This is a genomic window from Paenibacillus sp. NPDC058367, assembly GCF_042723305.1.
Classification (GTDB): domain Bacteria; phylum Bacillota; class Bacilli; order Paenibacillales; family Paenibacillaceae; genus Paenibacillus_AQ.
Window position 1 is genome coordinate 133,757 of record NZ_JBHXIZ010000002.1, and the last position, 14,175, is coordinate 147,931.

The 14,175-nt window shown below is 42.1% G+C and carries 14 protein-coding genes; 12 read left to right on the top strand and 2 right to left on the bottom strand.

The features are described from left to right. Positions 1-138: 138 nt before the first annotated feature. From ACFWMP_RS11155 to nagA, 9 genes are all read left to right on the top strand, one after another. Positions 139-1,551 carry an ABC transporter substrate-binding protein gene (locus ACFWMP_RS11155; protein WP_379423723.1) on the top strand — a complete coding sequence of 471 codons (1,413 nt, stop codon included), beginning with the start codon at positions 139-141 and terminating at the stop codon, positions 1,549-1,551. Between the two features lie 174 nt (positions 1,552-1,725). Continuing rightward, a complete protein-coding gene (locus ACFWMP_RS11160; protein ID WP_076286547.1) occupies positions 1,726-2,631 on the top strand; it encodes a carbohydrate ABC transporter permease in 906 nt (301 codons plus the stop codon). A gap of 15 nt (positions 2,632-2,646) precedes the next feature. Then, a complete protein-coding gene (locus ACFWMP_RS11165; protein WP_076286546.1) occupies positions 2,647-3,477 on the top strand; it encodes a carbohydrate ABC transporter permease in 831 nt (276 codons plus the stop codon). Between the two features lie 160 nt (positions 3,478-3,637). Further along, positions 3,638-4,345, top strand: coding sequence for a DNA alkylation repair protein (locus ACFWMP_RS11170; RefSeq protein WP_042189737.1), 708 nt, complete (start codon positions 3,638-3,640; stop codon positions 4,343-4,345). Positions 4,346-4,456: 111 nt separating this feature from the next. Then, a complete protein-coding gene (locus ACFWMP_RS11175; RefSeq protein ID WP_379423724.1) occupies positions 4,457-5,746 on the top strand; it encodes an L-cysteine desulfidase family protein in 1,290 nt (429 codons plus the stop codon). 196 nt (positions 5,747-5,942) lie between these two features. Further along, positions 5,943-7,409: a protein adenylyltransferase SelO gene (locus tag ACFWMP_RS11180; protein ID WP_379423725.1), complete on the top strand. Its 1,467-nt coding sequence runs from the start codon at positions 5,943-5,945 to the stop codon at positions 7,407-7,409. A gap of 38 nt (positions 7,410-7,447) precedes the next feature. Further along, positions 7,448-7,927 (top strand): DinB family protein, encoded by a 480-nt coding sequence (locus tag ACFWMP_RS11185; RefSeq protein ID WP_379423726.1) that lies wholly within the window; start codon positions 7,448-7,450, stop codon positions 7,925-7,927. Between the two features lie 164 nt (positions 7,928-8,091). Continuing rightward, entirely contained in the window at positions 8,092-8,877 is a 786-nt protein-coding gene (locus ACFWMP_RS11190) for a DeoR/GlpR family DNA-binding transcription regulator (protein ID WP_081382852.1), read from the top strand. Between the two features lie 23 nt (positions 8,878-8,900). Next, positions 8,901-10,043 (top strand): N-acetylglucosamine-6-phosphate deacetylase, encoded by a 1,143-nt coding sequence (gene nagA / locus ACFWMP_RS11195; RefSeq protein ID WP_379423727.1) that lies wholly within the window; start codon positions 8,901-8,903, stop codon positions 10,041-10,043. Between the two features lie 27 nt (positions 10,044-10,070). Here nagA and ACFWMP_RS11200 read toward each other — a convergent pair whose 3' ends face one another. Both ACFWMP_RS11200 and ACFWMP_RS11205 read right to left on the bottom strand, forming a co-directional pair. Further along, a complete protein-coding gene (locus ACFWMP_RS11200; RefSeq protein WP_379423728.1) occupies positions 10,071-10,844 on the bottom strand; it encodes an AraC family transcriptional regulator in 774 nt (257 codons plus the stop codon). A gap of 18 nt (positions 10,845-10,862) precedes the next feature. Next, positions 10,863-11,444 carry a LysE family translocator gene (locus ACFWMP_RS11205; protein WP_076299331.1) on the bottom strand — a complete coding sequence of 194 codons (582 nt, stop codon included), beginning with the start codon at positions 11,442-11,444 and terminating at the stop codon, positions 10,863-10,865. A gap of 86 nt (positions 11,445-11,530) precedes the next feature. Between ACFWMP_RS11205 and ACFWMP_RS11210 the strand changes: the two genes are divergently transcribed. The 3 genes from ACFWMP_RS11210 (at position 11,531) to ACFWMP_RS11220 (ending at position 14,165) form a co-directional block, all read left to right on the top strand. Then, a complete protein-coding gene (locus tag ACFWMP_RS11210; RefSeq protein WP_379423729.1) occupies positions 11,531-11,893 on the top strand; it encodes a hypothetical protein in 363 nt (120 codons plus the stop codon). 319 nt (positions 11,894-12,212) lie between these two features. Further along, positions 12,213-13,217: a Gfo/Idh/MocA family protein gene (locus tag ACFWMP_RS11215; RefSeq protein ID WP_379423730.1), complete on the top strand. Its 1,005-nt coding sequence runs from the start codon at positions 12,213-12,215 to the stop codon at positions 13,215-13,217. 30 nt (positions 13,218-13,247) lie between these two features. Next, on the top strand, positions 13,248-14,165 hold the full coding sequence (locus ACFWMP_RS11220; protein WP_379423731.1) for a helix-turn-helix domain-containing protein: 918 nt from the start codon (positions 13,248-13,250) through the stop codon (positions 14,163-14,165). Positions 14,166-14,175: the final 10 nt, after the last annotated feature.

Below are 14,175 nucleotides of genomic sequence, written 5' to 3' on the forward strand. Positions count from 1 at the left end.
TTTTAGGATGCTGAAGGTGATTGAAATTTAGATAAAATTGTGCATGCTTTGTTCAATATCGTCGATGTTAGACCTGAGTTGCTTCGTTATATACTTACTTGTGAAAGCACTTTCATATTTGAGGGGGATGCTACACACGTGAAAAAAAGACAAAAGAAGCTCACAGGTTTGTTGCTTGCTATGTCGATGGTTCTAACGTTATTGGCTGGTTGTGGATCAAGCAATACAACGAACAATGCTGCCCCGCCTGAAGCAACTAAGGAGAACACCCCTACAGCTACAACTGAGGCTACCACCGAAGTTAAAGCTTCTGGACTAGAAGGTAAGGTAGTATTCTGGTCGATGTGGAGCAGCACAGAACCACAAGCGAAGGTTATTGAGTCTGCAGTTGCTGAATTCAAGGCTGCTAATCCAGAAGTTGAAGTGGATCTGAAGTTTACCGGTCGTGATATCTTAAAATTGATCAAGCCTGCTTTGGATGGAGGAGAGCAAATTGATATTTGGGAAGCCGATCCAGGTAGCCCAGCTGGTATTCAAGGGATGAGAGATTACGTTATGAAGCTTGATGATTTGCTTGCGGAGCCATCCATCGGAATGGAAGGCAAGTCAGTAAAGGATTCAATGATTCCAAGCTTGTTAAGCTGGATACAATCGCTTTCCATTAAGTACGGTTTAGAAGAAGGTATTTATTCGATTCCGCAGCAACCGTATGCAGTACTCTTTTTCTATAACAAGGAAGTGTATGAGAAGGCTGGGATAACAAAAGCGCCTGCCACTTGGGACGAATTCCTTGCAGATGCTGAAAAAATCAAAGCAGCAGGTTCAGCACCGCTTACCTTTGATGACGCATATCGGGACTTATTTATTGGATCCTATCTGGCAAATGCGATGGGGGCAGATTGGGTAAGCCAGCTTGTGCAGGATAAGACCGGTGAGATGTGGAATGATCCAATCATTCTTCAATTCGCTAAAGATATGGCTAATTTAAACGCTAAAGGTTTTTTCTCTAATAAAATTGCCGGAAGTAAATATCCTGCGGCTCAGCAAGATCTCGTGCTTGGTGGTTCTGCCGCTTATCTAAATGGAACATGGCTTCCGAATGAAGTGCTTGCCACCTCAGGACCAGATTTCAAATGGGGCACGTTTCAATTCCCAGATGTTCCAAATGGAAACGGTAAAGGTGGAAAACAAGGGTTGATCTTTGGATCTCAAGGGATGTTCATTAATAAATCGAGCAAGAATGCAGAGGCTGCTTTTGAGCTTATCAAACATATCGTTAGTAAGCAGATACAAGAAAAAATGGCGAAGGATGCACTTGCGATCCCAGCTACTATTGATTCTGAATGGCCTGCGATGCTTGCAGAAGCAGAGGCTGCTTTTCTAAATGCAAAAGAAAATATGCCTTGGGGTGGAGGTATTGGTGATGGAGGAGACTTTACGCTTGCCACCATTGTGCCTACCTTCATGGAACTTATCACTGGCAAACTGAAGCCAGAAGAATTCGGGCCGAAGCTAAGTGCGGAAGCTAAGAAATTCTACGCCGGTAAATAAAACATAACAGTTCCAAAATTCCCCTCCGTCACTTCGTTCCCTCTTCTCGAGTCTTTTTGTTCAATCTAGATTTTATGTAAATCTATATGTGGCGGTCAATAGCGGCAGCTGCATATAGATTTTTTAGAGTATAAGGAAGAATAAGTTGCACATTATGATGCGGGGGATACAAAGATGAGAATTAGTAAACCGATTATCATGCTATTCCTTCTGCCTGCTATCCTGGTTTATATGTCGATCTTTTTTTATCCAACCTTGCGGGCAGTGTTTATGAGCTTTTACGAGATATCTAATATAAACAGTAGTATCAGTGAATGGAAATTTATTGGTTTAGACAATTACTGGGGGTTATTTCATAATTCCTATTTTTTAAATTCTTCATTAAATGTGCTTAAGATTTGGATTATTGGTGGACTCATTGTTTTCGTTATGGCTTTTTTCTTCTCCGTGCTTATTTCCTCCGGCGTTCGTTTCAAAGGCTTCTGGAGAGCCTTGATTTACCTGCCTAATACTGTATCTGTTGTTGTCATGTCAGTAATATGGCTTCAGTATGTGTATAATCCAACCTTTGGATTGTTGACACATGTATTTCGCCTTCTTGGACTTGAACAATTAGCCAATATTCAATGGACGGATGACCAGCATTTATTTTTATCCATGCTGATCGCTTTTTGTTTTGGATCAATTGGTTATTTCTTATTAATTCTTGGTGCGGCCATGGATCGGATACCTAATGATTACTACGAAGCAGCATTATTGGAAGGAGCAAACACAGTATATCAGTTCTTCCATATTACTCTTCCGTTACTCCGTGATGTGTTTAAGACCACGCTGGTGTTATGGACGGTTACAGCCATTAACTTCTTTGTATGGTCTTCCATTTTCGGGAGAAATGATCCACATACGATGACTCCTGGCTATTATATGTACTTGAAGGTATTTGGTGGGGAGAGAATTTCTGATACGCAAGCTTTCAATGTTGGAGCAGGGGCTGCGATTGGTGTATTGATTACTGTTGCAATTATTGGCTTTTCCTTCTTGATTGGTCTGTTGTTTAGGAAGGATCGTTTAGAATACTAGGAAGGAGGAGACAATATGCGTCTTCACTCAATCACTCGAATCATTCGATATGTTCCATTAGTAGTCTGGCTTATCTTTACAATTATTATTTTTGGATACGCATTCCTTGCTTCACTCAGCACAACAAGAGAGATATTTACGAACAAACTACTGGCGAGCGGATTTCATTTCTCTAACTATACCCGATTATTCGAAGAAACGAAGATCGGCTTGTACTTTTTGAACAGTCTAGTTTATACGGTAACCTCTTGCGTAGGTATTATCGTTGTTGCAGCTCCGGCTGCTTATATATTGGGACGAATTCAGTTTAGGGGAAAAAGGTTAGTTGATTTAATGTTTATCTCGGCATTATCAGTTCCGGGGCTACTGATCTCGATCCCGTTGTTTTCGTTATTTTATTCATTGAATTTAACAGGCTCAACATTTACGTTAATCTTTGTATACATTTTTACGAATGTCCCTTTTGCTGTATTTTTGCTTACAGGGTTCTTTGCATCCATTCCGAAAGAATTGGAGGAATCAGCAGCGATCGATGGATGTGGGCCGATTAAAGCTTTTATCAAAATCATCTTACCTATGGCACAGGCTGGTATTTTGACGCTAACGATTTTTAATGTGATGGGGATCTGGAATGAATATTTTTATGCTCTGATCTTTGCTAATAATCCGGATCGACATCCAATAGCATTAGCTCTTCAATCCATCGTAGTAGGATATACAAATACTGGTAATTACTCGGGTATTTTTGCTGCATCACTTCTGGTGTTTCTGCCCACGTTTATACTTTATCTTCTTGTGTCCAGAAAGATCGTTGCTGGGATTACAATCGGTTCTGTAAAAGGTTGAGGTAATAACCACCTAATAATATAGGTGGTTATTTGCGCACCCATAAGGATTTCTTAGGAAACTTAACTTGCGACAAGGAAACCCATACAGTACACTTTCTTTAACTAGTACAAACCTAAGATAGCTTGGGAAAGAACTTTGAAAAAGGAAGTGTTAAATAGTGGATTTAGAGATGGTCATGCAGGAGCTGGAAGCGCTTGGCAAGGAACGAACCAAGAAAATATATATGTCTAATGGAGCAAAGGAACCGCTATTTGGCGTGGCTACCGGAGCAATGAAGCCAATCTTCAAGAAAACCAAAATAAATCAGCCATTGGCTGAGGAACTTTACGCGACAGGGAACTATGATGCCATGTATTTTGCTGGCATCATTGCTGATCCCAATGCAATGACGGAAGCGGATTATGACCGATGGATGGATGCGGCTTATTTTTATATGCTGTCCGACTTTGTAGTGGCAGTAACCTTGGCAGAAGCAGATATTGCACAACAAGTTGCCGATAAATGGATCGCGAGTGGTGAAGAGCTGAGAATGTCAGCGGGCTGGAGCTGTTACTGCTGGCTGCTTGGCAGTCGGCCGGATGTTGAGTTTTCCGAAAGCAAGCTTGCTGGTATGCTTGAGATGGTGGAAAATACGATTCATGATTCTCCAGAACGTACCCAATACGCAATGAATAATTTCATGTACACAGTGGCCGTATCTTATTCGCCACTTCATGATAAGGCCAGTGAAACCGCAAGAACTGTAGGGCCAATTGAAGTTGATAAGAATAAGGCAAAAAGTAAATTGATTCACGCGTACGCAAATATTCAAAAAGCAGTCGACAAAGCTCGGCTTGGTTTTAAACGCAAGCATGTAAGATGTTGATCTAGCAGAAGCTTCTAGAGAAGAAAAAGGAAAAAGGATTCCCTGAAACTTCACTCTGCGTTACTATATAGAAATGACTCCAAGTGGGAGAGAGAAGGGGGAAAAGCATACATGGGCAACTTATTGGAAATTTTGCACAAGGAAGTCGTACCGGCAGAAGGCTGCACAGAGCCGATCGCAGTTGCGTATGCCGTCTCCTTGGCGGCAGAGCTTCTCGAGGAAGAAATAACGGGGATTCAGCTGCATCTCAGTGGTAATATTATTAAAAATGCAATGGGAGTGGGCATCCCTGGGACAGGCCAGACAGGTCTGCCTATCGCAGCAGCCCTTGGTGCGGTGGTCGGACGTTCGCACAAGGAGCTGGAAATCCTATCAGGTCTGACTCAGGATGAGCTAAAGCTGGCAAATGACCTGCTTGATCGAAAGCTGCTAAAAGTGGAGATAATGGACACTCCTGAGAAATTATATATTGAAGCACAGGTGAAGACAGAGAATCATACAGCGACTGCCATCCTTGCTAAAGAACACACTAATATAGAATATCTGGCTCTGGACGGAAAAAAAGTGACACCTAAGAAGTCTAAAGCAGATTGTGGCAAGCCTGGACTTTCTGATACTGAAGCCTATGAAGGCTCTGTAGATCGGATATTCGAGTTTATAACTAAGGCTCCATTTTCAGACCTTAGTTTCCTCTTGGAAGGCGCTCGGATGAACAAAGCGATTTCCGAAGAGGGACTCCGAGGCGATTATGGGTTGCAAGTAGGGAAGAAGATGAATCAGCAATCTGCTGTGAATTTGTTTGGCAATGATGTAGCGAACAAAATTATAGCGGCCACTGCTGCGGCTTCAGATGCTCGTATGGATGGCAGCGCAATGCCTGTGATGACAACAGCAGGCAGCGGAAATCAAGGCATCGCCTGTACGCTTCCTGTTATATCTTTGGCGGAATTACTTGGCAAGGATGAAGAGACGCTGGCTCGGGCGCTTGCACTAAGTAATCTGGTCACTGTGCATATCAAGCATTATATTGGGCGGTTGTCGCCTTTATGTGGTTCAGGAATTGCAGGTGGAGTTGGAGCGAATAGCGGGATCATTTATCTCATGGACGGCACTCTTGAGCAGATCAAGCATGGGATACAGAATACGATAGCCTCTTTATCAGGTATGATTTGCGACGGTGCAAATTCAACCTGTGCGCTGAAGATATCCACCTCCACTAATACAGCGATTCAGGCAGCCACACTGGCGATGAACAATATTGCTCCTACAACCAAGGATGGAGTTATTTTCGAAGAGGTGGAAGACACTATCCGCAACATGGAGCGGCTGGTTCAGGAAGGTCTGGCGGATACTGACAAGACCATCTTAAATATCATGCTCTCCAAAGGCGGAGCGAATTAGCTTCCTTTAAGGTAATAACAGGTTAGAACATCATAATTTAAGACCGTCTGGTTCCCTACATGAATGGCAGGAGACTGGGCGGTCTTTTTATCTATTCAGTAAGGGTATTTGTTATTGCGAAGATTTGCATTAAATTTTAACATAACTTATTCTGAGATCATAAAGGCATAGACTGATGGTATAAAAAGGAGATATTATGACGGAGAAGATAGATATAGGATGGAACTTTGAGAACAGTTATGCTCATCTGCCGGAATCCATGTTTACAAGGATCAAACCAACTCCTGTGCGTAAGCCGGAGTTAGTTATTTTAAATGAACCATTGGCTACTACCTTAGGGCTGAATAGCACAGCACTACATAGTAAGGAGGGGGTTCAGAATCTTGCAGGCAATGAAGTCCCTGAAGGTACTGTGTCCCTTGCTCAAGCGTATGCTGGACATCAATTCGGACATTTTACCATGTTAGGTGACGGCCGAGCTGCACTGATTGGTGAGCAGATCACACCCCAAGGTGAACGCATAGACATTCAGCTTAAGGGCGCGGGAAGAACACCATATTCTCGTGGTGGCGATGGCCGAGCCGGACTTGGACCGATGCTTCGTGAATATATCATCAGCGAAGCCATGCATGGTTTGGGTATTCCTACCACTCGCAGCTTGGCAGTGGTAACTACTGGAGAAACGATTATTCGAGAAACAGAGCAGCCTGGTGCTATTCTGACCCGAGTTGCTGCAAGTCATCTACGGGTGGGCACCTTTCAATATGTTGCAGCGTGGGGTACTGTTGAGGATGTCCGTACTCTGGCAGATTACACATTACAAAGACATTATCCGGAAGCTGTTTCTCAAGAGAATCGTTATCTTTTCCTGCTTCGAGAAGTGATTGGACGTCAGGCTGAATTAATTGCCAAGTGGCAGCTGGTAGGATTTATTCACGGAGTAATGAACACCGACAACATGGCGCTTAGCGGAGAAACGATTGATTATGGTCCTTGCGCCTTCATGGATGTGTATCATCCAGAAACGGTATTCAGTTCCATTGACCAGCAGGGTCGTTATGCCTATGGCAATCAACCGGGTATTGCCTCTTGGAATCTCGCGAGATTCGCTGAGACTCTCCTGCCATTGCTGGCTGATGATCAAGAACAGGCGATTCAGCTCGCTGAAGAGGAAATTGCAGATTTTAAAGAGCGGTCTTACCATCACTGGCTCTCAGGTATGAGGGCGAAGCTCGGAATCTTCAACGAAGAGGTGGAGGATGTAGCGCTAATTGAGGATCTGCTAGATTTGATGCAGAAATATCGGGCAGACTATACCAATACCTTCCGTGCCCTAACTTTAGAGAAGCTGGAAGAAACCGCTCTGTTTGGTGCAGCAGAATTTACGAAGTGGCAAGAGTTATGGCAGGCTAGACTTAGCAGACAGCAGCAATCGAAAGAGGTTTCGCTGCAGCTAATGCGCAATAGTAATCCTGCGATCATTCCGCGGAACCACAGGGTAGAAGAAGCGCTCCAAGCGGCAGTACAACAGGAAGATTACAGTGTGATGGAGCGATTGCTTAAAGCTCTTTCCAATCCTTACGCTTATTCCCCTGAACAGGATGAATACTCGGCACTACCTGAGGAATCAGCACGTCCATATCGAACCTTCTGCGGCACTTGATTTGCTGATAATGATCTAAATAATGAGGTGAAGTAAGAATGTTTCATGTATATGATGTTCTGGCTAACCAGTTGCTAGCTAATGCGAATGATCCAAGTTGGTACGTGCCCTTTGAGGTAGCCGTAAAAGACTTAAGCGAAGAAGAAGCATTTTGGAAAGTAACGGAAGAAAGCAATAGTATTGCTGAGGTAGTGCAGCACCTGCTCTACTGGAATGAAACTTGGCAAACAAGGTATAAAGAAAAGAGTGTCCATGCGGTTCCTTCAGTGGATAACAATAATACCTTTGTCGTTGCAGAAGGAGTAACGTTCCAAGAGCTTCAACAACAACTCTTAGAAGTTCTTTTATGTTGGCAGGAACTGATTACAAAGGAACAATTGGATACCGATGTTCAAGAATTCCAAGGCAGTCAGTGGTGGGAAGTAATAGGCAATGTGACAACACATAACGCGTATCACGTAGGGCAAATCGTTTTTATTCGAAAGATCCAAAAGAGTTGGAATCGCACTATGAAGTGAATTGAAGGACGTTAACGGATGTACATTCATCTGGCTAACGTCTTTTTTGCGAATATAAATGAAGTTAAGTTGCCAAAAATACTTACATATACTTATAATTACGTATTTAATACTTGCAAATACTTACTTAATAACTTATGATGACTTTAGGAGGTGCATACATGATGTTTCAAGAGGAGAGATTGTTAAAAATACTCGAATATTTGAAACAACACCAATCGATGAGTGTTCAAGAGATCTGTACGCAATTTGATGTATCCAGAGATACCGCACGTAGGGATATTGTTAGATTAGTACAAGAAGGTGTTGTGATCCGAACGCATGGAGGGGTATCGTTACCTGAGTTACAAAAAGAATTGTTATCTTATCAAGATCGATTGATCGATGAATCTGAGAGTAAGCAGAGGATAGGGAAGGCTGCGGCGCAGCTTATCCAAGATCATGAGACTGTGATTTTAGATGTATCTACCACCGTGCAATTTGTAGCAGAACAGATCAGTGCGAAGGATATTACGGTTGTTACGCACTCGATTGATAACGTAGGGATCTTGTCACAGCGGGAGGATCTGCAAATTTATGTTCTTGGTGGTTACTTGAATGTGAAAAACCGCCTGTTATATGGCCCTTCTATTATCGATAAACTTAGTGAAATCCGTGCTGATAAAGCCTTTATTGGAGCATCCGCGATCCGTGCTGATGGACTCTACTATCCATATGAAGAAGATGTGCGGGTGAAGAGAGAAATGGCCCGAAGATCAGATCAAGTCATCTTAGTGGCTGATCACACCAAATTTATTGGCAAATCATTTTTCCGTCTAGACTTTGAGTTCGTTGACATTCTAATTACCGATCGGGAACTCCCCAGTGAGATCAGGGAAATTCTAGATCAGAAGAACATCACAGTGATTGAATGTCCAGAAGAAACTGAAGAGGCTCGAGAGCAAGACTGATAACAAAACAGAGGAGGATATTTATGTCTTATATTCTACAAAATGTACAAGTGGCGCTTCAGAATCGTATTGTCCCAGCGGCTAATGTGTGGATTTCTGAAGGGAAAATCATAAAGATAGATACAGAGGATCTTTCGATTCCAGAGGGACAATATGAACGGATCGATGGTGGTGGCCATTTATTAGTACCCGGGATGATAGATGTTCATATTCATGGCGCCAATGGCTTCGATATGATGGACGGTACGGAAAAGAGTATTCAAGAGGTCTCAAGTGCTTGTGCTTCATCTGGCTGTACCTCATTTTTGGCTACCTCTGTGAGTTCTACGCTAGAAGATCTTTTAGAAATGATTCGTAGTGTCAAGCGTGTGATCGGACATGAAGTGGGCGCAAAGATCGCAGGTATTCATTTAGAAGGACCTTACTTGAACCCGAAGCGAAAAGGAATGCAGAACGAAAAGTATCTACGCCACCCCAACTTAGAGGAAATGAACTTGATTTTTGAAGAAGCGGGTTCACTCATTAAGATGGTTACAATTGCTCCGGAGTTACCGGGAGGGATGGAGCTCATTTCCTTTTTGAAAGAAAAGGGTGTAGTTATAGCCATCGCTCATTCGGATGCCACATATGAAGAAGCTAAACAAGCCTTTGCGTCGGGGGCAAGTCATGTTACGCATTGTTTTAATGGCATGCGGCCTATCCATCATCGAGATCCAGGGGTAATTGTGGCTGCTTTTGAAGAGAAGCATGTAAGTCTTCAAGCGATTGTGGACAACGTCCATCTGCATCCTGCAATTATTCGATTAATGCATACCTTGAAAGGACCAGAAGGAATGGTCTTGATTACAGATGCACTGCAAGCTATGGGACTAGGTGATGGGGATTATATGTTCGGAGGCCATCATGTTACGGTATCCGAGGGGGTAGCGAGACTGAAGGATGGAACGCTAGCTTCAAGCACAGTGACTATGAATGAAGCTTTACGTTATACTGTCGAAACTGGAATTCCATTGATAGACGCCGTAAAGATGGCTTCAACTACGCCGGCCAATATTCTTGGACTTCAACAAAAGGGGACAATAACATCTGGCTTTGATGCGGATATGGTCCTCTTGGATGATGAATTTAAAGTGTGCTGGACAATGGTGGATGGTCAAATTTTATAAATCATGATGAATACAGGTTACTTCTGCTCAATGCAGTTGTAACCTGTATTCATGTGCGGTTATGCCAAATACACTTTTAAAATGCCGGTTCAAATGAGTTAAATCCACAAATCCACAATCTACTACAGCGGCATAGATATCCTTAGTTTTCTCAATGGACTGCTTGGCATGCTCTACCTTGCAATTTAAGAAAAATTGATAAGGTGATATTCCTGTATGTGTCTTAAACTCTCGGATAAATTGATATTTGGAAAGTCCAAACTCTTTACAGAGATCATCTAGTTTCAATACATGTTCTAAACTGCAGTACATCATTTCCTTTGCTTTTTTGACAAATTTATTATTTATCCTGTGCTCTGTAACTAGTTCAGTATTAGATACTACATGAACCAGGTTTAACAACAGCTCACTGCACAAGGACTCCTCTTTGCCATTCTGGATGGCATGACTTAGCGCTAATATGCACTGTGCCAATTTGTCATCGTATAGGATGGGAGAGGAGAAGCGAAGTTCTTTTTTTCCTAGGATCTCTTGTATCAAGGTTGGCTTGATATATAGCATGACATAATCAATACCTGCTTTATCATATGAATTGCCGTCATGCGTTTGCTCGGGATTAAATAGCATTACGCCATTTTTATGAGAGGATTGCAAGCTACCATCAAGGTTATATTGCTGAATGCCACGTAAGGTGACACCGATTGCGTATTCCTCATGGCAATGTTTTTTATAAGTGAAATCACTCATACTAGCTGACAATGTTAGGATATCTGCTGACTTTTTATAGTTGAATTTCTCCACGCTCTTAACCTCCACGACTTATAGGATTCCCGATATCATAATGGCAGAGTATACTAAAAATAGTGCCATCAGAGTATTTAGAACTTTTTGGTGATTTTGCAGAAATGCTCTGAAGATTGCCCCAAATACAACCCATGTCGTAAAAGCAAAAAATCCGATCACAGTTATAATTATAACAAACATAAATAAGGTGAGAGAAGAAGTATAGAATGGCATTACATAGCTGGGAATGACTGTTAAAGTAAATAAGAGCACTTTAGGATTCACAAGTTGCATAAGTAAACCCGACCGAAAATTGGCATTTGGATTAGGCTTGTCTTCCATTGCACCCATTTTAAAGATTTTATAAGCAAGATAGAGCATATATATACTTCCGACGACTTGCATAATGATCAGGATATTTGGGATGACCTCCACCAGAACACGATTCATCAAGGTAGAAAGGATAAGCAATAGACCAAAAGCCATCGTAGCCCCGTATACATACCGCATGGTTTTCTTAGCCCCTGAATGTTGCACGGAAGAAAGAATAACAATATTGGCAGGACCGGGTGAACATGTAACTACAATGCAATAGAGAAGAAAGGAAATTATATTCATGATGACCTCCAGTAAAAGTTGTCTTATGAATATAAACCTCATAACTTGATTGTTTATAGTACATTATTGCAGAGGAGATCAACATAATGAATGAGACAAAGCATTTAACTATTAGTACACTCACCGAGGGCGATTATGTATCTACATGCCGGGTATTTGAAGAATCAATATCGGATGCCTTTTACAAAGAGGGATTAGGTCACTTACTTGAGGATATACAAAGTGAAACCGATCATAAAAAGCAAAAGGCGCTATCTTCACTGGAACAGGCAAACTCGGATATTTATTTCTTTATCGCTAAAATCAATGAGAAGGTTGTGGGTACGATTTCCTATGGTCCCTGTGGTGAGACTATTCAAATCTGTACAGAACATCAGTTGGATCATTTGGGGGAATTGGGGAGTTTATACGTGTTATCAGGGGCAAGGGATTGGTTCGGCATTAATTAAGAAAATGATGATATTTCTAAACGAACAAGGGATCGAGCAATTTTGTTTGGATAGTGGCTATAAACGTGCACAAATCAAGTGGAAGCGTAAATTTGGGGCGCCTTATAAGGTAGTAAAAGATTATTGGGGACCCAATTCCGATCATATGGTTTGGTTGTGTAATGTAAGAAGTGATTAAATGGAAATTGTACATCATATGAAACGATAGCGTCGTAATATTATATATATAATGTCGCATTTTCCTACTAATAAAGGGCTTTGTTATGTGATATTTTATTAGTAGATGTCAGAATAACATATATACGGGAGGCACAAGCAAATGACGATAAGAATTGGTAAGATTAGCTATTGGCATGTACATGCTTGGGACTATACGAAGCAAGCTCAAGAACATGAGGATACTGTATTGGCTGCAGTTTGGGATGAAGATGCAGAGCGTGGGAAAAAAGCTGCCGAAAGCTTAAATGTTCCTTTTTTCGAATCACTGGATGAACTGCTTGCGCAAGAGGATATAGATGCCGTCATAGTGGATGCGCCGACCAATGTGCACAGAGATGTAATTGTTGCTGCGGCTAAAGCGGGCAAACATATTTTTACGGAAAAAGTAATTGCCCCCACACATAAAGAAGTTGAAGAGATCATAAGCGCAGTGGAAGAGAACGAGGTGAAGCTGACCGTATCCTTGCCACGTCTAAATGATGGATACGCATTAACGATTCAAGAGGTTCTAAGTCAAGAACTGCTCGGAGAGATTACTTACGTTAGAGTTCGCTTATCTCATAATGGGGCTACAGAAAACTGGCTTCCCGATCATTTCTATAGCTTGGAACAATGTGGTGGCGGAGCTTTGATTGATCTGGGCTGTCATCCTATGTATTTGACGAAGCTTTTCTTAGGTCAAGATGTGACCGGTGTAAGTGCTAATTTTGGTTATGTAACGGGCAAGGAAGTAGAAGATAATGCAGTGGTAACATTATTTACGAATTCAGGAGCAATTGGTGTGGTCGAGGCTGGTTTCGTGAATAGTCATTCGCCGTTTACCATCGAGGTACATGGAACCGAGGGAACTCTTCTTTACGGAACACCAGAGGATAAGCTTCTTCTTAGAAGTAACAAATCCGCTGACAAAGAGGAAGGATGGAAAGAAGTAGCGCTACATGCTAATCGTGAAAGCGCATTCCATCAATGGGTTAATCATATCCAAAAGGATACTTTCGCCACCGAGAATGTTCAAATTGCTGTGGAGCTTACGAGATTAATGGAGGCGGCGAATCGTTCTGCTAAAGAAGCTCGTATGATTCGGTTAGCAGATCTAGACGCTTAACCGGTCTCCACCTGTTAGGAGGATTTAACATTGAGTAACTTTCCCTATGAGATGATGTTTGAGAAGCATGATATGCTCGAAAGATTGGATATTTCAATCCAATGGGGACATTACGAGATAACAGTTCTTAGATTTCATTTGACCTCTTTTCCGCCGGGAAGAGTCATAGATTTCCATAATCATTCTGAATTCGAATTTCATTTTATTCCAAGAGGAAAGGGAGAAGTGACTCTTGGCGATTTAAAATACCCCTTGTCTGAGGGAATGTTTTATTTAACCGGACCGGGTGTCATGCACCGCCAAGAGGCGGATCCAGATGATTCTATGGAAGAACTGTGTCTACATGTGGACATCAAAGAGAAGATCAGAGAGGAGGTTGATCCTTGGGAGGTTGCGGAGGCTGAGACCTGTGTTCAGAAGCTAAAGCAGCTACCACTAGTTCCAGCGCAAGATTATCACAGCGCTATGAAATGTTTTCTTGAAGCCTATGAAGCTTGTGAAGGTAAACTAACGGGATATTATACTTCCATTAAACATCTCGTAATCAGCATTTTATTAAAGGCAGTAAGAGCGTATGATGCTGGTGGAATTCGAACAGAAGCGCCTGTTAGAGATATGTCAACCTATCGGTACCAATACGCAATTCAATATATGGAAGCTAATTATTCAGGAGCCGTTACCTTGGAGAATGTTGCTGAAAAGCTGAATATTAGTTCAAGGCAGCTGCAGCGAGTGTTTAAACAAGTTAACGCCGAACAATCTTTCAGTAGGGCGCTTGAGGATATCCGGTTGAAAGCGGTCTGCCGTAAGCTTGAAGAAAGCAATTGTCCGATCGAACAAATCGCTCAAACGGAAGGATTTACGAATGCTACATATTTGCATATTGTCTTCCGCAAGCGGTTAGGGATGACTCCAGCAACTTATCGAAATGCAAAACAAACTAATTAGAGTGAGGGTG

Bases quoted from the DNA above. Each gene is read 5' to 3' on its own strand.
- ACFWMP_RS11165 (WP_076286546.1), top strand. From the start codon at position 2,647: ATGCGTCTTCACTCAATCACTCGAATCATTCGATATGTTCCATTAGTA.
- ACFWMP_RS11175 (WP_379423724.1), top strand. From the start codon at position 4,457: ATGGGCAACTTATTGGAAATTTTGCACAAGGAAGTCGTACCGGCAGAA.
- ACFWMP_RS11185 (WP_379423726.1), top strand. From the start codon at position 7,448: ATGTTTCATGTATATGATGTTCTGGCTAACCAGTTGCTAGCTAATGCG.
- ACFWMP_RS11215 (WP_379423730.1), top strand. From the start codon at position 12,213: ATGACGATAAGAATTGGTAAGATTAGCTATTGGCATGTACATGCTTGG.
- ACFWMP_RS11180 (WP_379423725.1), top strand. From the start codon at position 5,943: ATGACGGAGAAGATAGATATAGGATGGAACTTTGAGAACAGTTATGCT.
- ACFWMP_RS11190 (WP_081382852.1), top strand. From the start codon at position 8,092: ATGTTTCAAGAGGAGAGATTGTTAAAAATACTCGAATATTTGAAACAA.
- ACFWMP_RS11160 (WP_076286547.1), top strand. From the start codon at position 1,726: ATGAGAATTAGTAAACCGATTATCATGCTATTCCTTCTGCCTGCTATC.
- nagA (WP_379423727.1), top strand. From the start codon at position 8,901: ATGTCTTATATTCTACAAAATGTACAAGTGGCGCTTCAGAATCGTATT.
- ACFWMP_RS11205 (WP_076299331.1), bottom strand. From the start codon at position 11,444: ATGAATATAATTTCCTTTCTTCTCTATTGCATTGTAGTTACATGTTCA.
- ACFWMP_RS11210 (WP_379423729.1), top strand. From the start codon at position 11,531: ATGAATGAGACAAAGCATTTAACTATTAGTACACTCACCGAGGGCGAT.